Consider the following 25,452-nt stretch of genomic DNA (forward strand, 5'->3'; position numbering starts at 1 on the left):
GTTATGTACTACGGTTTCGATATGGGCGGCACCAAGATTGAGCTGGGCGTGTTTGACGAAAACCTGCAGCGCATCTGGCAGAAACGGGTGCCGACGCCGCGCGAGGATTATTCGCAGCTGCTGGCGACGCTGCGCGATCTGACTCTTGAAGCGGATGCCCGTTGCGGCCGGCGCGGCAGCGTGGGCATCGGCATTCCCGGCTTGCCCAACGACGACGACGGCACGCTGTTTACCGCCAACGTGCCGGCGGCGATGGGGCAGCCGTTGCCGCGCGACCTGGCCGCACTGATCGGCAGAGAAGTGCGGGTAGACAACGACGCCAACTGTTTTGCGCTGTCGGAAGCCTGGGACGACGAGTTTCGCCGCTATCCGACGGTGCTGGGCATTATCCTCGGCACCGGCGTGGGCGGCGGGCTGATCGTCAACGGCAAGACGCTGACCGGGCGTAACTATATCGCCGGCGAGTTCGGCCATTTTCGCCTGCCGGTGGACGCTCTCGAAGTGCTGGGACGTGACATACCTCGCGTTGCCTGCGGTTGCGGCCACCAGGGTTGCATAGAAAACTACATTTCGGGCCGCGGTTTTGAGTGGATGTACGCGCACTTTTACGGGCAACGCTTGCCCGCCACGCAGATTATTGCGCATTATCAGGCAGGTGAGCCGCAGGCGGTGGCTCACGTCGAACGCTTTATGGACGTACTGGCGATTTGCCTGGGCAATTTGCTGACCATTCTGGATCCGCACCTGGTGGTGATCGGCGGCGGGCTGTCGAATTTTGACGCTATCTATCGCGAACTGCCGCAGCGCCTGCCGGCGCACCTGCTGCGGGTGGCCAAGCCGCCGCGGATTGAAAAGGCGCGCTATGGCGATGCCGGCGGCGTACGCGGGGCGGCGTTCCTCAATTTGGTACGCCCGAGCTAATTGGCGTTGCGGGCATGCGGTTTGCCTCGCTAAGGCAGCCAACAATGCGGCAAGGTCAAGCAAGAAGGGCAGTTGGTTAAGGACAAGTAAGGAGAGAGTTAATGCACACTCGCCATCGGCTGTGTCAGTTTCGCAAGAGTAAGCATGTGCTGCATCAGCGCTTTCGTTCACGCATTTTTCACCGTGACACCATGGCGGCGGCCGAGCTGAAAAAGCCGTTTGTCGTGGTGTTGACCGGGGCCGGCATCTCGGCTGAGTCGGGCATCCGCACCTTCCGCGCCGCGGACGGGCTGTGGGAAGAGCACCAGGTCGAAGACGTCGCCACGCCGGAAGGTTATCAGCGCGATCCGGCGTTGGTGCAGGAATTTTACAATGCGCGCCGCCGCCAACTGCAAACGGCGGAGATAGCGCCCAACGCCGCACACCGTGCGCTGGCGGATCTGGAAGAGTGGCTGGGGGACAACTTCCTGCTGGTCACGCAGAATATCGATAACCTGCATGAACGCGCCGGCAGCAAGCGGGTGCTGCACATGCACGGTGAGCTGTTGAAGGTGCGCTGCACCAGCTCCGGCCAGGTGTTCGACTGGCCGGAAGACCTCAGCGTCGACGACCGCTGCCATTGCTGCCAGTTCCCGGCGCCGCTGCGCCCGCACGTGGTGTGGTTCGGCGAAATGCCACTGGGCATGGACGACATTTATCAGGCATTGGCCAAGGCCGACTTTTTCGTCGCCATCGGCACTTCCGGCCACGTTTATCCGGCGGCCGGCTTTGTGCATGAGGCGCGGTTGGGCGGGGCGTACGCCATGGAGCTGAACCTGGAGCCGAGCCAGGTGGAGAGCCAGTTCGACGAGAAACACTACGGCCCGGCCAGCGAGGTGGTGCCGCGCTTCGTGCACAAATTCCTGGTGGGCAAGGTGGCGCGGGCGGACCAACCCTAACTGAATAGCGGGGCGCAACCTTCTGCGCCCCGCTATTCAGCCGGTTAGCGGCCGGCTTTCAGCTTCTGGAAGTAGCTTTCATACAGCGTGCTGGCGTCGCCGACGTCGTTTTGCCATTCACCGTTGTTGATCACCGACTCGTCTGGATACAGCGATTTGTCGTTGGCGATCTCTGGCGACAGCAGCTTTTTCGCCGCCAGGTTAGGCGTTGGATAACCGATAGTTTCCGCCACCTGCACCGCAATTTCCGGCCGCAGCAGGAAGTCGATCAGCTTCAGCGCGCCTTCGACGTTCTGCGCGTTGGCCGGAATGGCCAGGCTGTCCATCCAGAAAATTCCGCCTTCTTTGGGCCAAACGATCTCCAATGGCGTACCGGCCTGGCGCGCCACGAAGGCCGAGCCGTTCCACACCATCCCCACGTTGACCTCCCCCTCCATAAACGGGTTGCCCGGGTTATCGGAGTTGAAGGCCAGCACGTTCGGCATCAGCTTCTGCAGCTCGTGATAGGCGGCTTCGATCTGTTTGGGGTCGGTAGTGTTGCCCGAGTAGCCCAGCTTGCGCAGCGCCATTTGGAACACTTCGCGTGCGTCGTCGGTCAGCAGCAGCCGCCCCTTGTACTGCGGCTGCCACAGATCGGCCCAGGCGGTGACCGTGGCCGGCTCCAGCGCGTCGCTGTTGACGCCGATGGCCGTTGCGCCCCAGATATAGGGAATGGAATAGTCGTTGTTGGGATCGAAAGGCTTGTTCAGCAGGTTAGGATCCAGATCCTTGAAGTGGCTGAGCTTGCTTTTGTCGATCTTTTGCAGCATGCCTTCCTTGCTCATCTTGGCGATGAAATAGGTGGAGGGCACCACCAGATCGTACGCGCCGTCCTTATAGGTCTTCAGCTTGGCGTACATGCTTTCGTTGGATTCGTAGGTGGAGTAAATCACCTTGATGCCGGTTTCTTTGGTGAACTGCTCCAGCAGCCCCGGCGGAACGTATTCAGTCCAGTTATAGAAGTACAGTGTCTTGCCGTCAGAGGCGTTTGCAGAGCACATGCCCAGCGCCATCATCCCGGCTGCGAGCAGATGTGACCACTTTTTCATGCAGCGTTTCCTTCAGCAGTATTGAGCCGATCCCGTATGCGCCGCCGCCTGCAGCGGTGCGCCATACCCCAGAGAGAAGCCATTATAGGTGCCGTGGCCGGGTGGGTAAAGGCGGTTATCCCGTTGGCAAATCAGCGTTTTACTGACTGACAGCGCGTCACAGTTTTATCGCTGCCTGCTGGACAGCCGCGCACGCGCGTGAGAAACATAATCTTAGTGAATAAGCAGGGGGTAGCGGTGAATTTCAAACAGGTGTTCAGCCAGGCGGATCTCAGCAAGACGGACCTGGCTATTCTCAACTGTATTCTCGATAACCCGGACGCCTGCATCGACGACGGCATCCGCGCGGTGTCCGCTCGCTGCTACAGTTCGCCGTCCACCCTGGTGCGTTTGGCCAAGAAGCTGGGCTTCCGCGGTTATCTGGAGCTGGTGTATTTCATCAAATTCAACCTGGCGATGGCGCCGGCCTATCTGGCGGAGCGGCAGGGGCCTGCGGCGGTCAGCGCGCAGCAGCAGGCGCAGTTTCTCGACCTGCTCGACCAGGGTAAGGTTCTGATCCACGGCAGCGGCTTCTCGCAGCTGGTGGCGCAATACATGTACAATAAGTTTATGACGCTGGGCATCGACAGCTACCTGTCGCTGTGGCCGGATTTCGACATTCTCGATCGAGAAACGCGCTTTCCTTTCAATATGGTGATCGTGATTTCAAAGTCGGGCAACAGCGGCTCGGCGCTGAGCTGGGGGGAAGCGGTGAAGCGCAACAATATTCGCCTGGCGGCGTTCTGCGGCGACGGCGACAGCCCGCTGGCGCAGCAGGCCGACATGCGCTTTGTTTATGAAGATCGGCAAAAATATGACCATGATATTTATTATCCCAATCCGTTCTTCGGCCATTGCCTGCTCGGATTTGAAAACCTGATCAAGGCCTGGTTTGAACGGCGCAGCCGCTGAAAGCCGCGCCGTTGCCGCTAGCGCCAGTGTTCGGCATATTGCCGGTGGGCCTGCAAATACTCCTCCACCAGCGTTTTCGCCAGCGAATAGGAGTTCACCAGCGGGTGCACCATCAGCGCCTTGATGGCCTTTTGGCGATCGCCGGTTAAAATCGCCGCCACCGCCAGCCGTTCATACTCCTTCACCCGGGCGATCAGGTTCTTTTGGGTATCGGGGATGTCGCGCATTTTCACCGGATGGATCCCGGCGCTGCTCAGTTCACAGCTGATTTCAATCACGTCCTCCGGATGCAGAAAATCCAGCGTGTCGTTGTTCTGCATCGAGACGACGACGCGTTTTTGCTGGCCGCTGTTCACCGCTTCCAGGATGTCGATCGCCACGCCGGCGTAGCCGCCGCTGTCCGGCTGTTCGATAAACTGCTGCAGCGTCAGCATTTCACGCTCTTTCACCTTGCCCTGGCTGGATTCACGCTGCATATACGAGTTCTCGCGCGCCAGATAATGGCCGAAATAGACGCTGAAGGCCTGTTCCAACTGGCGGGGAATATCCAGCTGCGCCAGGCTTGCCAGCATCTGTCGGTTGATGGCGGCAATCTGCTCGCCACGGGTTTCTCCGGCGCTGACGATGGCGGCGATCGCCTGCTCGCGGTAGTAGTAGTAATACAGATACTCGTTGAGCATCAGGTTATCCGACAGCGCCACCAGCTCCGGCGAGAAATATTTCATGCAGGTGTCGCGGTACAGGCGCGGATCCGCCAGCAGCCTGTCGGTCACCGGTTCGCCATTCACCCGCGCATTGCGGAACCAGGACAGATGATTCAGGCCGAAGCAATCGATGCTCAACTCCGTTTCGCGGCAGCCCAGCAGCTCGGCCAGTTCGCGGATAAACTCGCTGGGCGCATCGCAGATGCCGTATACCCGGCGCTTGAAGCCGGATTTGATGATAGCCTCGGTGACCATGCCGGAGGGGTTGGTGAAGTTGAACAGCACCGCGTCCGGCGACGACAGCTGCTCAATCAGGCGGCAGTATTCGACGATTGCCGGGATCGAGCGCATCGCCATGGCGAAGCCGCCGGCGCCGGTGGTTTCCTGCCCCAGCACCTGGTGGTTGAGCGCAATGCGTTCGTCATGGATGCGTCCTTCCTCACCGCCGATGCGCAGGGTGGTGATGATATAATCGGCGCCGCTCAGTGCCTGGCGCGCGTCGCTGGTCAGGCTGAAGGCGATATCGCTGCGGATGCGCTGGAACACGCCCTGGGCGATGGCGCCGTAAATCGCCAGCTTGTGCTGGTCGGTGTCCATAAACACCACTTCGGTGACGCCGATGCGGTGAGCGTTATAGGCGATGGATTTTGCCAGGAACGGCGAGCGCACGCCGCCGCCGCCCAATACGGTAAGTTTCATTCGATATCTCCCATTAATCATTTCACAGTGCGGCCAAATACTTCTCAACCTGATTTTTAACCTTGCCGACGGTGACGCCATAAATAACCTGCACCTCACGCCGATTTTTCACCACCCCTTTGGCGCCGGTGCTTTTTAATGCCGCTTCGTCTACCTGTTGCAGATCTTTTAATTCCACCCGCAGCCGGGTAAAGCAGTTATCGACGGAAATAATATTGTCCTTGCCGCCGAGGGCGCGAATAATAATGCCGCTCAGTTCATTCGGTTGATTCTTGCTGTTCTGATAATCCTGTTTGGAATACAGTTTGACGTCGTCCTGGTCTTCACGGCCCGGCGTTTTCAAATCGAGTTTCAGCACCAGAGTTTTGAACACCAGGTAATAGACCGCGAATTGCACCAGGCCAATCACCACGTACAGCGGCCAGCGGGTAAGGGCGACCGGCAGCGGCAGGTTATACACCAAAAACTCGATCAGGCCGCTGGCGCCCCAGGGGCGAACCTCGAGCAGGTTGCAGGCCACCTGCGACAGCGCGGTCAGCACCGCGTGGATCACCCACAGCAGCGGTGAGATAAACAGGAAGGTGAATTCGATAGGTTCGGTGATGCCCACCAGAATTGAAGTGGTGATGGCGGGGATCAGGATCGCCTTGGCCAGCGTTTTTTTCTCCGGTTTGGCGGTGCGGTAGAACGCCAGCGCCGCGCCCGACAGGCCGAAGATAGTCACCATACCCTGTTGCGAGAAGCGCAGCGCCTCGTTCATCAGCGGTGAGATGCCCGGATCACGCATATAGGCCAGGAAGATCGCCTGCGAGCCGGAGACGGTGTGGCCATCCTGCACAATGGAACCGCCGATGCTGGTGAGCTGGAACGGCGACCAGATAAAGTGGTGCAGCCCGGTGGGAATAAGGAATTTCTCGAAGAAGCCGTAAACGAACACCCCGAGCGAACCGGAGCTTTTCATAAAGCCGGTCAGCGAGATCAGGCCGTGCGAAATGGCCGGCCACAGGTAGCTGAAGGCGATGGCGTATAACAGGATCACCGGCGTCATGGCGATCAGCACCAGCTTGGCGCCGCCGTATACCGAGAACACGCCGCCCAGCTCGACGTTGCACAGGCGGTTATGCACCCAGGCGATGGTGACGCCGAGGATCAGGCCGAGGAAGATGCCCATGTCCACCACGGTGAAGCCCAGCAGCTCGGTCTGCCCGGTGCCGTAATATTCACCGTTGATTTTTTGCGCCACGTGGCCGCTGAGCTGCAGATAGGAGGCGTTAGCGCCGAGAAACATGATAAAGCACATTACCGCCACCAGCGCCGCTTCGCTTTTTTTATCTTTGGCTAATCCGTAGGTAATGCCGATGCAGAAAATCAGGCCGAGATTGCCGAATAATGGCCAGAAGGTATCGCCGATCATTTTTCCGACATGAAAAATTCCGGAATTTTCATTAATCAACGTGGGGTTGGTGAGAATAGAACTTAATGCCAGTATCAGGCCGATAACCGGCAGGAAAAATATCGGCCCCATCATGGCTTTGGAAAAAAGCTGCAGCTTGTTTAAGATATTATCAATAATACCTTTCATGGCAGTTCCTTTTTTATATTTTAGTGGATACGACGTTGCTGATCATGCTCCCTGAAAGATGAAAGAGATAATGGCGAACCCTGCCCTGGTTCAGTTATAGGGGGAAAGATCCGGCGAAGCAATTGGCGAGAGGAAATAGGCACCGGTGCTCAATGAATGACAACCGGTGCCGGCCGTGAGGGGGATCACGAAAGGGCGCCGCAGCGCCCAGCGGCGTTAGCCGGCTTTGGGGCTGCGATCGCGCATGATCCACTGGCTGGCGATCACCAGCACCAGCGACAGCAACAGCAGTATGGTGGCCAGGGCATTGACCTCCGGCGATACGCCGACCTTCACCATCGAATAGATCTTCAGCGGCAGGATCTCGTAGCTGGGGCCGGTGACGAACGAAGACACCACCACGTCGTCCATCGACAGCGTGAAGCTCAGCAGCCAGCCGGCCGCCACCGCCGGCATCGCCAGCGGCAGGACTATCTTGCGCAGGATGGTGACCTCGCCGGCGCCGAGATCGCGCGCCGCCTCCAGCATCTTCACGTCGAAGCCTTTCAGCCGCGAATAGACGGTGACCACCACGAACGGCAGGCAGAAGGTGATGTGCGAGAACAGCAGCGACCAAAAGCCGAGCGAGATCCCCAGCAGCATAAACAGCACCAGCAGGGAAATGGCCATCACGATATCCGGCGACATCATCACCACAAACAGCATACCGCTGACGAACGGCTTGCCGCGGAAGCGGTAGCGATACAGCGCCACCGCGGTCAGCGAGCCAATCAGCGTGGCGAAGGTGGCGGACAGCACCGCCATGGTCAGCGAATGGCCCGCGGCCTGCAGCAGGCTGTCGTTGTTGAACAGCATGCCGTACCAGTGAGCGGTGAACCCCTGCCAGCTGATGCCAAAGCGCGAGGCATTGAAGGAGTTGACGATCAGAATGACGATCGGGATATACAGGTAAGCGTATACCAGCGTCATAAAGCCGCCGCGCAGCAAGCGTCCGATCATGCCAGATCCTCCTTCTTGTTCAGCAGCCGGGCGGCACGGTAGTAGACCAGCAGCAGCAGCCCCATCACCAACGTCAGGCAGATGCTGGTGGCGGCGCCGAACGGCCAGTCGCGAATATTGAGGAACTGGCTTTTGATCACGTTGCCGATCAGCAGGTTCTTGGCGCCGCCCATCAGATCGGCGACGAAGAACAGCCCCATGGCCGGCAGCATCACCAGCAGGCAGCCGGCGATTATGCCCGGCATGGTCAGCGGCACAATGATGCGGATGAAGGTCTGCAGCTTGCCGGCGCCCAGATCGCGCGCCGCTTCCAGGCAGGACTTGTCGAGTTTTTCGATGCTGGAATAAAGCGGCATCACCATAAACGGCAGCAGGATGTAGACCAGCCCCAGGATCACCGCCTCTGAGGTGTACATGATGCGCAGCGGCTTGTCGATCAGCCCAATCCACAGCAGCGCGTCGTTGAGGTAGCCGCGGGTGCTGAGGAACAGCTTCAGGCCGTAGATGCGGATCAGCGAGTTGGTCCAGAAGGGCACAATCAGCAGAAACAGCAGCAGCGGGCGCAGCTTCTGCGGCAGGCGCGCCAGGATGAAGGCGAAAGGATAACCGATCGCCAGGCAGCACAGGGTGGCTGTCAGCGCCATGTTCAACGAGTGCAGCAGCACCTGGGCGTACAGCGGGTCGAACAGCCGGCTGTAGTTGTCCAGCGTGAACACCATTTGCACCAGGTTGGCGTCGTCGCGTGTCAGGAAGCTGGTGCCGATGATCATCAGGTTCGGCATAAACACGAACAGCAGCAGCCAGACCACCACGCCGACGATCACCGTATTCTGGAATACCTTACGCGATTTCTTCATCGGCCAGCACCACCTCCCAACTTTCGACCCAGGTCACCGCCATTTTCTGGTTCAGCGAGTGATCGACGTCCGGATCGTCTTCGTTGAAAAACTCGCTGACCATTACCGTCTTGCCGTTTTCCAACTCGACCACCGACTCCAGCGTCATGCCTTTGTAGTTGCGTTCGCGCACATAGCCGATCAGGCCGTCCGGCTGCTCGCCGTCGTTCACTTCCTCAACCCGCAGGTCTTCCGGCCGCAGCAGCACTTTCAGCCGCTGGCCCGCGTCGACCGGCAGCTCGGCATAGATATCGCACTCGCGGCCTTCAACGTCGGCGCGCACCCGCTGCGGATCGAGGCGCTGCAGCACCACGGCGTCGAAGATGTTGATCTCGCCGATAAAACTGGCGACGAACAGGTTCTTCGGCTCTTCGTAGATTTCACGCGGCGTGCCGTCCTGCTCGATGCGGCCTTCGCGCATCACCACAATGCGGTCCGACATGCTCAGCGCCTCTTCCTGATCGTGGGTGACGAACACGAAGGTGATGCCCAGCTTGCGTTGCAACGCCTTCAGCTCGTTCTGCATCTGCTTGCGCAGCTTGTAGTCCAGCGCCGACAGCGATTCGTCCAGCAGCAGCACCTTCGGTTTGTTGACTACCGCGCGGGCGATGGCCACCCGCTGCTGCTGGCCGCCGGAAAGCTGGCCGGGGCGGCGTTGGGCGAACTGATCCAACTGCACCATGCGCAACGCCTCTTCGACGCGCGGCGTCAGTTCGGCGGTCGGGATTTTCTGCATGCGCAGGCCGAAGGCGACGTTTTCAAACACCGTCATGTGGGGGAACAGAGCATAGCTCTGGAAAACGGTGTTGACGTGGCGCTGCTCGGCGGGGATAGCGGTGATGTCCTGGCCGTCGAGCAGGATGCGCCCCCGATCGGCGTCCTCCAGACCGGCTATCAGGCGCAGCGCGGTGGTTTTGCCACAGCCGGAAGGGCCGAGAATGGTGAGGAATTCGCCGTGGTTAATCGTCAGATTAAGATCGGCAATGATGGTTTTGCCGTCGAACCCCTTGCTCAGGGCATGCAGTTCAACGAGGGGTGTCAGAGAAGGTTTCTCAGTCATTTATAGTGTCACTCTATCCCGTGGGCTAATGCAGATAGAACCGCAACTGGAAAAGACTGCCGGAGCTCGCGGGGCTAACCCGTTGATCGAATGAAGCTCAAAACCAGCTGCGCCAATGGAAATTTTTAGAGCGCGCATGATAGACGCTGAATGCGTGAATTGAAAGCCAATCAGGCCCAGATGCTGCGTTTTTCATCATGATAGCGACAAATGACCCTCGTATGACAGCCTAATCAACCGCAGAAACCATCACGGACTTTAATGACTTTCGTTAAATCTGGTTAAAAATGACCTGACTCAATATTTGATCCGGATCGGTTCCGCATAATGAAACGCGATATTCTGAGGGCCGCAACCATGGATAAACTACTTGATCGCTTTTTTAACTACGTCTCTTTCGACACCCAATCTAAAGCGAACGTCAAGCATGTGCCGAGTACCGACGGGCAGCTGAAGCTGGCGCGTGCGCTGCAACAGGAAATGATCGAACTGGGATTTGAGCGGGTATCGCTCAGCGAGCATGGCTGCGTGATGGGCACCTGGCCGGGCAACGTTGCCTGGCCGGTGCCGGCGATCGGTTTTATCGCCCATCTGGATACTTCGCCTGATTTCAGCGGCAAGCACGTTAACCCGCAAATCGTCGAAAATTATCGCGGCGGCGACATTGCGCTGGGCATTGGCGACGAAGTGCTGTCGCCGGTGATGTTCCCGATCTTGCATCAGATGCTGGGCCAGACGCTGATCACCGCCGACGGCAAAACGCTGCTCGGCGCCGACGACAAGGCCGGCATCGCCGAGATCCTCACCGCCATGGTGCGCCTGCGCCAGCGCAAGATCCCGCACGGCGACATTCGCGTGGCCTTTACGCCGGACGAAGAGGTGGGCAAAGGCGCGCAGCTGTTCGACGTGGCGGCGTTCGACGCCGAGTGGGCTTATACCGTGGACGGCGGCGGCGTGGGCGAGCTGGAATGCGAAAATTTCAACGCCGCCTCGGTAACGGTGAAAATCGTCGGCAACGGCGTTCACCCCGGCAGCGCCAAGGGGGTAATGGTCAACGCGCTGTCGCTGGCCACCCGCATTCACCAGGCGCTGCCCGCCGACCAGGCACCGGAAACCACCGAAGGATATCAGGGTTTTTATCACCTGAGCAGCATCAAGGGGCAGGTGGAGCGTGCCGAAATGCACTACATTCTGCGCGATTTTGAACGAGAAGGGTTTGAGGCGCGCAAACGCAAGATGCTGGAGGTGGCCCGCCAGGCAGGCCAGGGCCTGCCGCGTGATTGCTATATCGAAGTGACCATCGAAGACAGCTATTACAATATGCGCGAGCAGGTGGCGGAACACCCGCACGTGATTGCGCTGGCGCAGCAGGCGATGCGCGATTGCGACATCGAGCCGGTGATGAAACCGATCCGCGGCGGCACCGACGGCGCGCAGCTGTCGTTCCGCGGGCTGCCGTGCCCGAACCTGTTTACCGGCGGCTATAACTACCACGGCAAGCACGAGTTTATCACGCTGGAGGGCATGGAACAGGCGGTGGCGGTGATCATGCGTATCGCCGCGCTGACCGCGGAGCGGGCCAGGTAACGGGTGGTTGCAATCGGCATAATTGCTTGCCGCAACAATGCGTTGCTCATAATGTGGATAAGCGATTTTTACCCATAAAGGAAGCGCCCCATGAGTAGCGAATACCGTATCGACAGCCAAAGCCTCGGGCAGTTCGTTCAGGCTATCTGGCGCCAGGCCGGCAGCACGGCGCGCGAAGCCGAGCTGGTGGCGGAGCATTTGGTTGCGGCCAACCTGGCCGGGCACGACTCTCACGGCGTGGGTATGATCCCCAGCTATATGGCCTCGCTGGCGGAAGGGCAGCTGCAGCTCAATCAGCATGCTGAAGTGGTGCGCGACGCCGGGGCGGTATTGACCCTTAACGGCGGCGGCGGTTTCGGCCAGGTGGTGGCCAGCGAAGCGATGGCGCAGGGCATTGAACGCGCCGGGCAGCTGGGGCTGGCGGCGGTGGCGTTGCACAACGCGCATCATATCGGCCGCATCGGCCATTGGGCCGAACAGTGCGCGCGCGCCGGGTTTGTTTCCATTCACTTCGTCAACGTGGTGGGCGATCCCATGGTGGCGCCGTTCGGCGGCAGCGATCGCCGTTTCGGCACCAATCCGTTTTGCGCCATTTTCCCGCGGCCGGGCCAGGCGCCGCTGCTGCTGGATTTCGCCACCAGCGGCATCGCCTTCGGCAAAACCCGCGTGGCTTACAATAAAGGGCTGAACGTCGCGCCGGGCTATCTGATTGACCAGCGTGGCCAGCCAACCACCGAACCCAGGGTGATGCACGAACCGCCGTTCGGTTCGCTGCTACCGTTTGGCGCGCATAAGGGCTATGCGCTGGCGGCGATGTGCGAAATCCTCGGCGGCGCGCTGTCCGGCGGCCGCACTACCCATAACGCGACCTTAAAGGCCGGCAGCGAGGCGATCTTCAACTGCATGACCACCCTGATCCTCAATCCGCAGGCTTTCGACGCGCCGGCGATGCAGGCTGAGGCCGAGGCGTTTATCGACTGGGTCAAGGCTTCGCCGCCAAGCGACGGCCAGCCGATTGCGGTGCCGGGCGAATGGGAGCAGGCCAACCGTGCGGCGCGGCTCGCGCAGGGTATCCCGGTGGACGCCAATACCTGGCGGCAGATTTGCGCCGCCGCGCAGCAGGCCGGCATGGCGGATGCCGAGCTGGAGGGGTATCGGGCGCAGGCACGGCAGGCGTAAAAATCTGCTGACTGTTATCGACTAGTCCAGATCCTCTCACCTAAGGATCGCCGTTATGCAAGAGCCTCAGGGATGCCGCTAACGCGGGTTTCTCCTGAGGCTGCTGTTCTGGCATATCTCAAATCCACCTGCATTTTGTATCAGCCGCCACACAACCGGCAATTTCGAGCATCGGTTGCTTCCTGGGTGCCTCAGAAGTAATTTACTGTGCATGCATACAGTGTTATTTCGTATGTTATCACGGGTTTTACAGCATCGCAGATGAGCGTTCCTGCTCTTGCTCGTCAGGCTTGCCGGGAGGATCTGGCGCTGTAAACCGCCACAAAACAGGACGTAGAGAGGGTAACAATCATGGCAGAGGAAAAGAAAAGCGCGCAGGTACTTAACGGCGTCAATGACGACATCACCGAGCTCAAATCGCTCACCAGGCTGCGCAAGCGTGTCGTCAGCGACGGTGAAATCGTCTCCACATCGGCTAACGGCTTCCGCCTGGCCACCGGCAAAACCGGCGTGATGCTGCGTAACGACGGTCAGAACTTTTATATGATGACCACGCCTGAAGGCCAGGCTCAGGACGGTTCGTGGAACGCCTTGCGTCCTTTCGTCTTCAACCTCGCTTCTGGCAGGGTCGGGTTGCTCAATGGCGTTGATATCTCTGGCGGTGCGATGGTCTCGCATAATGCCGGCATTTCTACGGCCACGACCGGCCCGGCGCAGCTTATCAACGGACAAATTTATAACTCCGCACCGGTGCATAGCGATTTCACCAGCGGTAACGTCACCACGACCATGCTGATGGGCACCCGTGTTATTCCCGGAAAAGATAATTTTGGGTTGATTTCTTACCGAGACTGGCAGGGAAATTGGAACGAACTCCAGGTCAGAGCCAATGCCGAGCTTTCGGTGGGGCAATTAACCAAGCGCAATCCCGATGGATGGATTTCAGCACAGGGCAACAAAAGTGTTGATAGCAATACCGGGCGTGTCACCAATGGGTTGCATCTGCAAGGCCACCAGGACCGGTATGTCAGCGTATACCACCATGAAATCGTCGGCTCTCATCACAAGCTCGTCTTCCGCGTCGCTAACACCGGGGCAGACGGCTGGTTCGCTTTCCATAACGACGGTAACGCTTTTGCCAACGGCGCCTGGCATAGCAGTTCCGATGCCCGCATGAAAACCGACATCGAAAAAATTGATGGCGCATTGGAAAAATTAACCAAAATAAGCGGTTACACCTACCTCAAACAGGGCATTCCCGAAGCCGGGGTGATTGCCCAGGAAGTGGAAGGCGTCTTGCCACAGTCGGTGATGCAAACCGAATTGAAGCTGAAAGACGGCAGCGAACTGAAAGATGCCCGCAGCATCAATATCAATGGGGTGGTGGCGCTGCTGGTCGAGGCGCTTAAGGAAGAGCGAGAGGCCCGGCTTGAAGTCGAGTCCCGGTTGGCCGTGTTGGAAAAAATATTCCCAGCAAATGACGATAATAAACCGACGATTTATTAAACCTCTCTGAATCGGAAATTAAAGCGCGAATTTAAAATCGCGGGGATTTCCCTGCGTATCGACGCCTATTCGATAGGTAATAATAATTTCTGGTAAAATTATCATATGAAGGAATCAATAATATGCCACAGGAACTGAATGGCCATGGCCCGACGGCCGGCGATCCGATGGGCGGAACCGGCGCTAACCTTAATGAACGACCCGATAGCGCTACGCCAGGTGGCTCGAACGGTAATGGCGGGCGCGACAGCGGTAATGACAATTCTCAATCGGCCGCATTTCAACGCCAGATGACCGCCGTGCTGAATGATCCGGCGATTAAAAACATGCTGGCGGATTTGCAAAAGCGAGCTCTGCGCATTAGTCCATCGGCGAAAGTCGAATTAGTCAGTGTAGATGCCCGCGGTAAGTTGAGTATAAGCCTTTCGGGTATGCGTCGTGAGCAGTCTCTCGCCGTAGAGATGGCTTTTCAGTCAGTGCGACCGCAAATAGAAAGAGATTTAATATTTTCATTTACCGCCAGCGAGGGCACAGTAAATGAAAATACGTTTTATTTAGGAAAGATTGAAACCGGCTACCGACTCGGTGATTACGAGCGAGGACCCAGCGGTAACAATGGTGATGCCAATACGGTGGCTGAAAACAACGTCACGTTTAGTGCTTATTCCTCTGTTCTGCAAGGGAAGATACCACCGGGCTATTGGCTGGATAACAATAAAGTCATGACTGAGGTTGTGATTGAATATGAGATTAACGGTGGGGGGAAAGGAGACAGTCGGACGGGGTACCGAAAAACCACAGTAGAAGTTCCTTCGCTCACCCGTGCTTACCAACAGTGGCAACAGATGCTCAGAGACGTCGCTGAGGAGCAACGTAAAGCCGAAGAGGCCCGCAAAGCTGAGGAAGCCCGCAAGGCAGAAGAGGCCCGTAAAGCCGAGGAGGCCCGCAAAGCTGAGGAAGCCCGCAAGGCAGAAGAGGCCCGTAAAGCCGAAGAGGCTCGTAAGGCCGAAGAAGCCCGCAAGGCCGAGCAAGCCCGCAAGGCAGAAGAGGCCAGAAAAGCCCTGTTTGCCAAGGCGGGTATTTTGGACGCCCCGGCTTACACGCCTGAAAAGGCGAAAGCGGCCACTGCGGCGCTGGCTGCTACAGGTGCCATGGTACTCAACCGCGCCCCAGCGATGCTACAGATGTCGACGGCTGCACAAGGTGTTATGACGACATCGAGCGAACTGGCCGGCTGGGTATCGAGTGCGTTGTGGCGGGGGGCAACTGAAGTTGGCAGTATACGTTCCGGCACCGTGGTCGCTGCAGGGTCGGTTCTGGGGGCCTTTGCTCTCGGTTTCTACCCAACTGAAGCCGGAGCGGGCAGTGGCCAGGTTCCAGGGCGTGACGTCAATCTGTTTGCCCTTCAGGCGAGCCTGGCGGCGGCAGGCACAACGACAATCCAGCCCGGAATGGCCACGGTCGATTTGCCGGTGCGCGGATTTATCACTACTGACGATGACGGCAAGCAGAGCGTCAACTTTGTCCGGACGGGCGTTGGCGGCGTATCGCCGAGCGTGCCGGTATTCAGACCGGTTCGTGACGAGCAAACGGGGCTGGATAAAATCACGCTGCCCGCGATGGCGGGCGTGCCGGCCAGGACGATCCTGATCAATCCGGTGCCGAGCGGGCCGGCCGCGCCGACGCATACCGGCAACGGTTCACCGGTGCCCAGCACCCCGGTACATACCGGCACCGGCGTCAGGCAGGCGGACAGCATCGTGGTCACCACCTTCCCGGCGGATGTGGTGCAGGAGCTGCAAGATTTTATCTTGTGGCAACCGGATGCGCTGGAAACCGGGGTTGAAGCTATCTATGTGATGGCCAGTGATCCGTTGGACTCGGGGCGTTTTACTCGTCAGCAACTGGATAAAAAGTACAAGCACGCTAGTGATTTTGGTGTTGCGGACACCAGGAAAAACAGAGAGACTCTGACTAAATATCGCGATGCGCTCGAGGCTCATTTGAAAGATAAGGATACGGTAGAAAAAGGGACTTATAGACGAGAGAAAGGATCTAAGGTGTTTTTCAACTCAAAGACAAATAATGTCGTTGCGCTTGATAAGAATGGGGTATTTATATCTGGGTGGCATTTAACCCCAGGAACACCACAGTATAATAGCTATATAAGTACAGGGGTTTTATAATGAGTATGAAATTAATAGAAATAGCAAGGGATCTTGTAAGCTCAAAGTTAACTGCCGATGATTTTGAGTTGCAGTTCTTTACAATATGGAGGGAGGAAAGCGACTCAGGACAGCTAGCGAAGGATAGCCAGCATGTTGGCGAATGCGCGTCAGAGCTTTTTATTCTTGCTGACTGTTATACATCACAGTCGAATCGTAGAGAAAGTGAACTAGACGCTGATGGATTAAAAAAGGAAGTGAAAGACACTCTAGAGCGTTTCCATCTTCTTTGATTTTTAATTCTAAGATTAGCGACATACGCTAAGCAGTTTTTTATTGATAGTGTTTTCATCTCCGAATGGAGGATGGATCCAAAAGAATAAAATGGAAATATATATTTTGTTTCGGGGGAGTGGAATGATATTTATTGAGCTTGAGAAGAAATTCGTGGAAAAATAATAAGCGCGGAGGGTTTTTCTGAGGGCGTTACGATAGGGTGACGTAAATTATATGGTTATGAAGAAAAGATAAGCAGGTTGATAAATGCAGCGTGTGGGGTATTCTTGCAGACTGTTATAATCCTGTTTCTGATCGATCAGAGTCTGAACTGGACAGAGTGGAGTTAAAGAAAGAAGTAGTGGCTGTTCTTAATAAATTTAATTTTATCTGAGTATGGGTTTAACGAGTAGTAAAAATAGTTATCCATTTTTTTATTGAAAATAACACTTGTGTCCAATAGACGTGAGTCTATTGGGCATTTTCTTTTTCGTAACGATGATAAGGAAGTGAAGAGCTAATTTAATAACGGTTACTCGGCTGCCCTTCAAGGTCCGGCGCCAGGCAGGCGGACAGCATCGTGGTCACCACCTTCCCGGCGGATGCACTGGAAACCGGGGTTGAAGCTATCTATGTGATGGTGCGCAGTCCGAGATATACTCCGGGTAAAGTGAGCGGCGAAGGACAGCAAGTGGGGGACAGCTGGTTGAATAATAAAAAATCATAGGCGCATTCTTTTTGTGGATAAATTGCTGTCTTGGTAGAAACGTATTGCTGCGCTGTAGAGGCGTTGCCAGCTTTTTGCCCACCCTAAAAAAACGGCCCGCATTAGCGGGCCGTTATGCATGTTCAACAAAGGCTATAGCCCCGGCAACTTAGTCGTTAAAGTACCAGTAGCCGCTGTTGACCAGCGCGGTGAGCAGCGCCAGGAACGAGGGATCGTCCACCGCGTCGCCCAGCAGGGCGGCGTCGACGCTGAAGTGCTGGCACAGCGCGTCTGCGGCCTGCAGATGTTCGGTGTCGATCAGTTCGCCGTTGACGAAGCACTGGTCGCCGACGCGCAGCACGCGCAGGCCGCCAAGGCGCTGTAGCGCTTCGCCTTGCTGCAGCAGCTCGTAAATTTCACCGGCCTGGTATGGCGGTTCCGGCGGCGCGACGTCCAGCTCGTGGCGCGACTGGGAGATAAACTCGCCGAACCAGTGCTGGAAGTGCTGCGGCTGCTGCACCAGATCCAACATCATCTGGCGCAGGGCGTCGACCTCTTGCGGCAGCACTTCGGCCGGATGCTCGCGCAGCTTGATGTCCGGGTCGCTGTAGCGCTTGCTGCCCAGCTCGCGCGCCAGCACGTAGTCGGCGAAGCCACTCACCAGCTCGCGGCCGTTCGGCGCGCGGAAGCCCACCGAGTAGTTCAGCGCGTTTTCCAGCGCGTAGCCTTCGTGCGGGAAGCCCGGCGGGATATACAGGATATCGCCCGGTTCCATTTCTTCGTCGATGATGGCGTCGAAGGGTTCCACCTGCAGCAGGTCCGGATGCGGGCTGTGCTGCTTCATCGGCAGCTTTTCGCCCACGCGCCAGCGACGGCGGCCGGTGCCCTGAATAATAAAGACGTCGTACTGGTCCAGGTGCGGGCCAACGCCGCCGCCCGGCACCGAGAAGGAGATCATCAGGTCGTCCATCCGCCAGTCCGGCAGTTGCCGGAACGGGCGCATCAGCGCGCTGGAAGGCTCATGCCAGTGATCCACCGCCTGCACCAGCAGCGACCAGTTATTTTCGCCAAGGTGGTCAAAGCTCTCGAAGGGGCCGTGCGCAACCTGCCAGCGGCCGTCCTGGTGGCTGACCAGGCGGCTGTCCACTTCGTTTTCCATCGCCAGCCCGGCCAGCTCATCCGGGGAGATCGGATCGATAAAGTTTTTGAAGCCGCGCTTCAGAATCACCGGACGCTTTTGCCAATAGCGTTGCAAAAAATCGTTCCAGTCCAGATCTAATTGATAATCCATGTTCTATTCCAGGAGAGAGGAGTGAGCCTGAGTGCGATTATACTCGTCATGCTTCAAACTGCATCTTTGTTGGCTACGTTTGCTCAGCCGAATCACTGACTTCAGCAGGCTCATCGGGCTTGCTCGCTTGCCGCCGCAATGCAATTCGAATCATGTAGAGTATATAGCTGAGGTTTGGCCCCGTGGATCGGGGCCTGAACGACAGAATTCACTCGTTGTGATGGGGGTCGTGTTGGCGGGCGAAGGTCACCTGCATGCGCGCGCCGCCGAGCGGGCTGTCGCTGATGGTGATCTGGCCGTCGTACTGCTCGATGATTTCCGCCGCCACCGATAGCCCAAGGCCCTGGCCGGGGCGCAGCGTATCGACGCGTTGGCCGCGCTGGAAGATCAGCGCACGCTTGCTTTCCGGGATGCCAGGGCCGTCGTCGTCGATGACGATGGTCAGGTATTTATCGGAGTGCAGCGAAGTGATTTCCACGAACTCCAGGCAGTATTTGCAGGCGTTTTCCAACACGTTGCCCATCACTTCCATAAAGTCGTTCTTCTCGCCCATAAAGGTCACTTCCGGCGAGATGTCCAACGTCATCACCACGCCTTTGCGCTGATAAACCTTGTTCAGCGCCACCGTCAGGCCGTCGAGCAGCGCGGGCACCGAGTGGATCTCGCGCGTCAGCACCGTTTGCCCCGAGTTGATGCTGGCCCGGTGCAGGTAATAACCGATCTGTTGCGAGATGCGGCCGATCTGATCCAGCATGATTGGCTCGGCCTCTTCGATGGTGGTCTGCTTGCCGGAACGCAGCGAACGCAGGGTGGTCTGCAATACCGCCAGCGGCGTTTTCAGGCTGTGGGTGAGGTCCGAAAGCGTGGTGCGGTACTTGGTGTAGCGCTGGCGTTCATTGCGCACCAAAATATTCAGGTTACGCACCAGCCCGCGCAGCTCGCTGGGGGGATTTTCGTCCAGCTGTTCTCGCTCGCCGTTTTCCAATTCGCCGACCTGATTGACCAGCGCCTTGATCGGCCGCAGGCTCCAATAGGCCGCCAGCCACAGCAGCGGCACCACCAGCAGCAGGTTGGCCAACAACACATAGCTGAACCATTCCCATACGACGTCCGAGCGCTGCAGCTCCTGCGGAATGGTGTCGACCACCACGATGGTCAGCGCCGGCAGGCGCGCCGTAGCGGCATAGGTGTTGACCGCCACCGAGTGGGTCAGCGCATTTTGATCGGTGTCGTCATAGTCTTTCAACTGGTCCTGGGCCTTGGGGTTGTTGCCCAGCACTTCGCTACTGATGCGGGTGTCGGTGTCGATCTCGTAGAAGCCGGACTCTTCGAGCCACTCCTTGTTGATCAGCTTCTCCAGCTCCGGCACCTTGCGCTGGCTCCACAACAGATTGCCTTTATCGTCGTAGATGAACACCAGGGTAGGGAAATTGAGATCGATATCGGGGGGAATGGCGATGGTGAGGCGGTTGTCTTTCCACTGCGCCAGGCTAAAGAAGAGATTGCTTTCACCGCGCAGCAGGCGGAACGCGGTTTTATCGAAGCTGACGATATAGCCCACCACCGCCACCAGGCCATAAGACAGCGACAACGCCAGGATCACCCCGGCGGTCGCCATCAGGAAGCGGGCGCGCAGCGAAAACGGCTTTTTATCCTTGTTGAACATGGCGTTCATTTCGCGTCAAAACGATAACCCTGCCCGCGCACCGTGGTGATCACTTCCTGCGGATATTCCGCCTGCAGTTTTTTACGCAGGCGCCCCATCAACACGTCGATAGTGTGGCTTTCGCGCAGCTCGGCGTCCGGATACAGCTGCAGCATCAGAGAATCTTTGCTGACCACTTTGCCGGCGTTGCGGATCAGCGTCTCGATAATGGTGTATTCAAAGGCGGTCAATTTAATCTGTTGCTCGTTCACGCTCAGTTCGCGGCGCGACAGGTCTATCTGGAACGGCGGCAGCACGATAACCTGCGAGGCCAGGCCGCTGTTGCGGCGCATCAGCGCCTGCATGCGGGCGATCACTTCTTCCAGATGGAACGGTTTGGTGACATAGTCGTCGGCGCCGGCTTCCAGCACCGCCACTTTGTCCTGCCAGCTTTCGCGTGCGGTCAGCACCAGGATCGGCAGCTTCATCTGGTGCGCGCGCCAGCGGCGGATCAGGCTCAGGCCGTCTTCGCCCGGCAGGCCGAGATCGACAATCGCGATATCCGGCGCGTGCTCTTGCAGGAAGTAATCGGCTTCCTTGGCGTCTTCTGCGGCATCAACCTGATGGCCCATTTCGCGCATTTGAACGGAAAGGTGGTGGCGCAGCAACCCATTATCTTCAACAACCAGTACTCGCATGGCGGACTCCTGTGGCTATGCGGGTGAACATCCTGTCACCCACGCTATAAAGGTAACACGCTTTCCGGCGTGCCGAGGGATAACGCGCGGCCACCTTATCATTCAAAATCAATGCTGACGTTATGGTAGGTATAACCCGCTCGGGCCGCAAGGGAACCGGAAAATAAGCGCTATCAATTTGTGTTCGCACTTATTATCGGCAATGGCTGGTAAACGCTGAATAAACAACGGCGGGGCAAAGCTAAACGAAACATAAACGCTATTGGCCTCGGCCGGTGGCATATGACAGGCGACGTGACGGCTTGCCGGTGGGCGCCGGCGTGAAATAAGGTACCATAGCGGCACCGCACTCCACCGCAGGATCCCATGAACAACAGCAAATCCGCCGACGCCGAGCAGGCGATACAGCGTGAATTTACCGCACATGTGCAGCGTGGCATGACGCTGAAGGGCGCGTTGCATCAGGCGCTCAGGCAGCTGGTGGCGGCGGGTGCGCTGCCCTGCTTGGCCAGGCTGCCGCCCAGCCGCGGGCTGGCGCTGCGGCTTGGGGTGTCGCGCGATACCGTTGAACAAACCTATGCGCGCCTGGAGGCCGAGGGCTATATCGCGCGTGCGGTTGGCCGCGGCAGCTTTATCTGCTATCAGCCCAATCCGTTGATCGGCCGCGAGCTGCTGGCGGCGGGCGGCGCAACCGAGGCATTGCTGACGGAGCGGGAGCTGAGCGAGCACGGGCGGGCTCTGCTGACCGTGAGCCACGCGCCGCATATCGATCGCAGCCTTTCACTCACTCCCTCGCTGCCCGATCTGCGGGTATTCCCCATCGACAGCTGGCTGCAGCTGGAAAAGCAGGCGGTCAGGCAGCATGGCGAACGGATGCTCGGCTATGTTGCGGCGCAGGGGCTGCCGGAGCTGAGAAGCGAAATCGCCGGCTATTTGCAGCGGGAGCGCGGGGTAACAGCGACGGCGGAACAGGTGATCGTGGTAACCAGCTCACAGCAGGCGCTGTCGCTGTGCACCCAGGTGCTGTTCAATCCCGGCGAGACGGTTTTCGTCGAGGAGCCGGGCTACCAGGGCGCCAAAAAGCTGGTGCAGTCGGCGGGCGTGATCGCCCGGCCGATCGCCGTCGATAGCGCCGGCCTGGAGGTGGAGCGGCTGATCAACGCGCCCGGCGGCGGGCGGGGCGTTTACATCACGCCTTCGCACCACTATCCGCTGGGGCATTCGCTCAGCCTCGAACGCCGGCTGCGGCTGCTGGACTGGGCGCAGCGCGAAAGGGCCTGGATCATCGAAGACGACTACGACGCCGAATTCAACTACGACCGCCAGACCAAGGCCGCGTTGCAGGGGCTGGATAACGGCCGGCGCACGCTGTATATCGGCACCTTCAGTAAAACGCTGTTCCCGGGCCTGCGCCTGGGTTTTATGATTGCCCCGCCGCCGCTAATCAAACCGCTGGTCGCCGCCAAACAGTTTCAGGACGGCTACACCTCCGCACTGGCGCAAATGACGCTGTTCAGCTTCCTGCACGGCGGTTTTTACGCCGAGCATCTCAGGAACATGCGTGCGCTTTATCAGGCCCGGCTGGCCATTTTGCATGCCGCAGTGCATCAACATCTCGGTGAATGGACGCAGCCGGTATTGCCGCAGGGCGGGTTGCAGCTGGTGTGCCCGCTGGCGGACGCGGCAACGGAGCGGCGGCTGGTGCAGGCGGCTGCAGCGCAGCAGATAAAGGTCTACGGGCTGGCGGACTTTTACACCGACCTGCCGCAACAGGGGGCGCTGGTGCTGGGGTTTTCCGCCTATACGCCGGATGAAATCGTGCAATTCGTCAGCAAGCTGGCGCGCATTTTCAGCGCCTTGCCGGCCGGTTAAAATTGGTCTGCTCACCCTGGCTGATTGGTCTGTACACCAGCGCCCGGCGCCGGTGTATGCTGCAGGTATCGGTTATTTCCCTAATGGAAATAATATCTTACTACCCGCGAGGCGCCATGTTCCCATCAAATACCGAAGTAACCATTCGCAGAATTACCGCCGACGATAAGCCCCAATGGTTGGCGCTGTGGCAGGGATATCTGCATTTTTACCGTGCGGACATCGCGCCGCAGGTGAGCGAGCTGACCTTTGAACGGCTGGGCAACGACCAGCAGGTGTATGGCCTGGTGGCGGAAGGGCCGGATGGCCAACTGCTGGGGCTGATGAACCTGGTTTTCCATCCGTCCACCTGGAGTGCGTCTGGCTACTGCTACATCGAAGATCTCTACGTATCGCCGCTGGCGCGGGGCAAAAAAGTGTCTGAAAAATTATTCGAGCAGGCCTACCGGTTGGCTGAAACGCGCGGCAGCGACCGGGTGTACTGGATGACGCAGGAATACAACGCGCCGGCGCGGTCGCTGTACGACAAGATAGGCAGAAGAAGTTCGTTTATCGTTTATACCCGTTAACCCTACTCACCGGAGCAGGCTATGACGTTTAATCAATTCGGCCAGCCGGTGGGTGAACCCCTGCCGGATTGGCAGCCGGCGCGCCGCCCGGGCAGCGTTACGCTTAACGGCCGCTTCTGCCGCCTGGAGCCGCTCGATCCGCAGCGGCATCATGCGGCGCTATTCGCCGCTTTCCGGCAGGCGCCGGATGGACGCGACTGGACCTATCTGTCGATCGAACGGCCGGATAACCCGGCCCAGATGCTGCAACACCTGAACAATCTGCAGGCCAATGGCGCGCTGGTAAACCTGACGGTCTTCGACGGCGCCAGCGGTGAACCCGTGGGTACGGTGGCCTTTATGCGCATCGACGAGGCCAATGGGGTGCTGGAGATTGGGCACGTCAGCTGGTCGCCGGCGATGAAGCGGCGTTCGAGCGCCACCGAAGCCATTGCGTTGATGTTGCGCCATGCCTTCGATGAGCTGGGCTATCGCCGCTGCGAATGGAAATGCGATAGCCACAATGCACCCTCCAGGCAGGCCGCGCTGCGCTTTGGCTTCAACTACGAGGGCCGTTTCCGCTATGCGGCGATAGCCAAGGGGCGCAGCCGCGACACCGACTGGTTCGCCATAACCCAGGATCGCTGGCCGGCAATCGGCGCGGCCTTCGAACGTTGGCTAAGGGCGGATAACTTCGACGCGCAAGGGCGGCAGAAACGGCGGCTGCAGGCGTTGAGAAACTAACAAAAAGGCGGCCCGCAGGCTAACACCGTTCACTTAAGATGTTTTGAGTGAACGGGATACTGGGTTTTTGAGATTCGAACGGTCCTCTTTTTGGGCCGTTTTCTCTTTTCTGGCAGGATAAATTGCTTCACATTCTCCCGCATTTTCTTCAGCTTCGTCGGGATCGTCCCTGGTTTACTCAGTGAACACCAGATGAGTTCATCCTGGATCAGTCTCATCGCCATCACGAAGCTTATCCGCAGTGGCGGCACTTTTGCTTCCCGTGCTATCTGACTCATCTCCATTCTGACCAGATTATAGGCCGTCAACAGACCCCAGATTTCCTGGTAAATCCCGCTCACTTTCTGGCTGCGCAGCAACGTCGCTGTGCTCAGCTGGAACTGTTTCAGCTCTCCGTAGCCATTTTCTATGCTCCACCGCTCCTGATACACATAACGCAGCGAGTCTGCCGGATACAGCTCCGGCTCGCTCAAAGAGCTGATAAAACCTTTGTAATGGCCTGATTCATCTTCACATTCTATTAGCCGGGCCTGCCAGTATTCAGGCAGCGAGCTGTCCTGTTTTCGGGCCTGCGGTGAGACCTGCATCTCCACCAGATGGTCTCCTTCTCCGAACGTTTCCACTACACGGTATTTCGTGTTTCCCTTCAGGGGAACCAGCCAGTGCGCATCGTTCTGTCTGCGTTGCCAGTTAATCAGTAACTCTGCGGATAAATAGCAGCGGTCAAACAGCGTCAGGCTTTTCGCCTGCGGCGATAATTGCTTCGCGTAACTGACTTCGCCGGTATTTGCCGGCCCGAATTTCACGTCATGGATCAACCGGCTGCGCAGCGACATCATGGCGCACAGCCTGACCATCGGGTACTCAGTGTGTCTGTCCGGACGATGCTTTATGTACTCAAAATGGTCTGCAAGTTCGGGCGTATCGGGTGTGCGAAAAAGGGTGCCATCAACGGCGAACAGCCGCAGTCCGTGCCAGAGGTCATCCTTATCTTCCTGTTGAGTCCAGTGGCTGGCCGTCAGGGTGAAGAGCTCCCGAAGCGGTTCATCGCTCAACCGCTGGCGTGCCTGGGCAATGGAGCTGGCAGCGAGAGTCTCACCTTCCTGCGAACTCAGGACGAGGTCGAGTTTTGTCACAACGTCCGTGATGGAGCGGTCGCGGTACAGGCCCATGCCCACAATCAGCCAGACCACGAGTTCTGCGGGGAGTTTACGTTTACGGATACTGGCTTTATTCGTGGAATCAAGGACCTGAGAAATCCACTCAAGGGGAATGGCACGCTGAAAACAGGAAAGTGAAACGGGTTCAGCCCAGGTCTGGGTATCGTCAAGCCAGGTTGAAAGCATAAAAAAGCCCCATCAGAGAATTGATGAGGCTATTGTCGTCTACCCACCGGA

At 58.1% G+C, this 25,452-nt stretch carries 21 protein-coding genes; 11 read left to right on the top strand and 10 right to left on the bottom strand.

The genetic code is table 11. The features are described 5' to 3' along the window. Nucleotides 1–3 precede the first annotated feature (3 nt). Nucleotides 4–921, top strand: a complete 918-nt coding sequence (gene nagK / locus KHA73_RS10205; RefSeq protein ID WP_234590664.1) for an N-acetylglucosamine kinase — start codon at nt 4–6, stop codon at nt 919–921. Nucleotides 922–1,022: 101 nt separating this feature from the next. Continuing rightward, nucleotides 1,023–1,859, top strand: coding sequence for a Sir2 family NAD+-dependent deacetylase (gene cobB, locus KHA73_RS10210; RefSeq protein WP_234590665.1), 837 nt, complete (start codon nt 1,023–1,025; stop codon nt 1,857–1,859). Between the two features lie 44 nt (nt 1,860–1,903). Here cobB and potD read toward each other — a convergent pair whose 3' ends face one another. Next, nucleotides 1,904–2,947 carry a spermidine/putrescine ABC transporter substrate-binding protein PotD gene (gene potD, locus KHA73_RS10215; protein ID WP_234590666.1) on the bottom strand — a complete coding sequence of 348 codons (1,044 nt, stop codon included), beginning with the start codon at nt 2,945–2,947 and terminating at the stop codon, nt 1,904–1,906. A gap of 237 nt (nt 2,948–3,184) precedes the next feature. Between potD and KHA73_RS10220 the strand changes: the two genes are divergently transcribed. After that, entirely contained in the window at nt 3,185–3,898 is a 714-nt protein-coding gene (locus KHA73_RS10220) for a MurR/RpiR family transcriptional regulator (RefSeq protein ID WP_234590667.1), read from the top strand. 17 nt (nt 3,899–3,915) lie between these two features. On the opposite strand, the gene KHA73_RS10225 is transcribed toward KHA73_RS10220, so the two are convergent. From KHA73_RS10225 to potA, 5 genes are all read right to left on the bottom strand, one after another. Next, nucleotides 3,916–5,301, bottom strand: a complete 1,386-nt coding sequence (locus KHA73_RS10225) for a family 4 glycosyl hydrolase (protein ID WP_234590668.1) — start codon at nt 5,299–5,301, stop codon at nt 3,916–3,918. Nucleotides 5,302–5,323: 22 nt separating this feature from the next. Beyond that, on the bottom strand, nt 5,324–6,883 hold the full coding sequence (locus KHA73_RS10230) for a PTS transporter subunit EIIC (RefSeq protein ID WP_234590670.1): 1,560 nt from the start codon (nt 6,881–6,883) through the stop codon (nt 5,324–5,326). Nucleotides 6,884–7,099: 216 nt separating this feature from the next. Continuing rightward, the gene (potC, locus tag KHA73_RS10235; protein ID WP_234590672.1) at nt 7,100–7,882 is read right to left on the bottom strand and encodes a spermidine/putrescine ABC transporter permease PotC; all 783 of its coding nucleotides are present in this window, start codon (nt 7,880–7,882) and stop codon (nt 7,100–7,102) included. Further along, entirely contained in the window at nt 7,879–8,739 is an 861-nt protein-coding gene (gene potB, locus KHA73_RS10240; RefSeq protein WP_234590674.1) for a spermidine/putrescine ABC transporter permease PotB, read from the bottom strand. The genes potC and potB overlap by 4 nt, the downstream gene beginning before the upstream one ends. Beyond that, nucleotides 8,723–9,838 (bottom strand): spermidine/putrescine ABC transporter ATP-binding protein PotA, encoded by a 1,116-nt coding sequence (gene potA, locus KHA73_RS10245; protein WP_234590676.1) that lies wholly within the window; start codon nt 9,836–9,838, stop codon nt 8,723–8,725. Before potA ends, potB begins: the two co-directional genes overlap by 17 nt. A 357-nt stretch (nt 9,839–10,195) precedes the next feature. On the opposite strand from potA, the gene pepT reads away from it, so the two are divergent. The 5 genes from pepT (at nt 10,196) to KHA73_RS10270 (ending at nt 16,568) form a co-directional block, all read left to right on the top strand. After that, nucleotides 10,196–11,425, top strand: coding sequence for a peptidase T (gene pepT, locus KHA73_RS10250; RefSeq protein ID WP_234590678.1), 1,230 nt, complete (start codon nt 10,196–10,198; stop codon nt 11,423–11,425). Between the two features lie 90 nt (nt 11,426–11,515). After that, nucleotides 11,516–12,604 (top strand): malate/lactate/ureidoglycolate dehydrogenase, encoded by a 1,089-nt coding sequence (locus KHA73_RS10255; protein WP_234590679.1) that lies wholly within the window; start codon nt 11,516–11,518, stop codon nt 12,602–12,604. Nucleotides 12,605–12,955: 351 nt separating this feature from the next. Then, nucleotides 12,956–14,110 (top strand): tail fiber domain-containing protein, encoded by a 1,155-nt coding sequence (locus tag KHA73_RS10260; protein WP_234590681.1) that lies wholly within the window; start codon nt 12,956–12,958, stop codon nt 14,108–14,110. Between the two features lie 122 nt (nt 14,111–14,232). Next, complete coding sequence (locus tag KHA73_RS10265; RefSeq protein ID WP_234590683.1) at nt 14,233–16,296, top strand: S-type pyocin domain-containing protein; 2,064 nt, start codon at nt 14,233–14,235, stop codon at nt 16,294–16,296. Then, a complete protein-coding gene (locus KHA73_RS10270; protein WP_234590685.1) occupies nt 16,296–16,568 on the top strand; it encodes a colicin immunity domain-containing protein in 273 nt (90 codons plus the stop codon). Before KHA73_RS10265 ends, KHA73_RS10270 begins: the two co-directional genes overlap by 1 nt. Nucleotides 16,569–17,426: 858 nt before the next feature. Here KHA73_RS10270 and KHA73_RS10280 read toward each other — a convergent pair. The 3 genes from KHA73_RS10280 to phoP all read right to left on the bottom strand — a co-directional run bounded on the left by KHA73_RS10280 (nt 17,427) and on the right by phoP (nt 20,891). Further along, nucleotides 17,427–18,548, bottom strand: coding sequence for a ribosomal protein uL16 3-hydroxylase (locus tag KHA73_RS10280; protein ID WP_234590688.1), 1,122 nt, complete (start codon nt 18,546–18,548; stop codon nt 17,427–17,429). Nucleotides 18,549–18,756: 208 nt separating this feature from the next. Then, on the bottom strand, nt 18,757–20,214 hold the full coding sequence (gene phoQ / locus KHA73_RS10285) for a two-component system sensor histidine kinase PhoQ (RefSeq protein ID WP_234590690.1): 1,458 nt from the start codon (nt 20,212–20,214) through the stop codon (nt 18,757–18,759). Nucleotides 20,215–20,219: 5 nt separating this feature from the next. Beyond that, nucleotides 20,220–20,891, bottom strand: a complete 672-nt coding sequence (gene phoP / locus KHA73_RS10290; RefSeq protein ID WP_020826469.1) for a two-component system response regulator PhoP — start codon at nt 20,889–20,891, stop codon at nt 20,220–20,222. 366 nt (nt 20,892–21,257) lie between these two features. Between phoP and pdxR the strand changes: the two genes are divergently transcribed. The 3 genes from pdxR to KHA73_RS10305 all read left to right on the top strand — a co-directional run bounded on the left by pdxR (nt 21,258) and on the right by KHA73_RS10305 (nt 24,055). Then, on the top strand, nt 21,258–22,763 hold the full coding sequence (gene pdxR, locus KHA73_RS10295; protein WP_234590692.1) for a MocR-like pyridoxine biosynthesis transcription factor PdxR: 1,506 nt from the start codon (nt 21,258–21,260) through the stop codon (nt 22,761–22,763). 116 nt (nt 22,764–22,879) lie between these two features. Further along, nucleotides 22,880–23,332, top strand: coding sequence for a GNAT family N-acetyltransferase (locus KHA73_RS10300; protein WP_234590693.1), 453 nt, complete (start codon nt 22,880–22,882; stop codon nt 23,330–23,332). 21 nt (nt 23,333–23,353) lie between these two features. After that, on the top strand, nt 23,354–24,055 hold the full coding sequence (locus tag KHA73_RS10305) for a GNAT family N-acetyltransferase (protein ID WP_234590695.1): 702 nt from the start codon (nt 23,354–23,356) through the stop codon (nt 24,053–24,055). Between the two features lie 29 nt (nt 24,056–24,084). Here KHA73_RS10305 and KHA73_RS10310 read toward each other — a convergent pair whose 3' ends face one another. Further along, a complete protein-coding gene (locus KHA73_RS10310; protein ID WP_234584928.1) occupies nt 24,085–25,401 on the bottom strand; it encodes an IS4 family transposase in 1,317 nt (438 codons plus the stop codon). Between the last annotated feature and the right edge of the window lie 51 nt (nt 25,402–25,452).

Origin of the sequence: Serratia entomophila, from assembly GCF_021462285.1 — a bacterium.
Taxonomy (GTDB): Bacteria; Pseudomonadota; Gammaproteobacteria; order Enterobacterales; family Enterobacteriaceae; genus Serratia; species Serratia entomophila.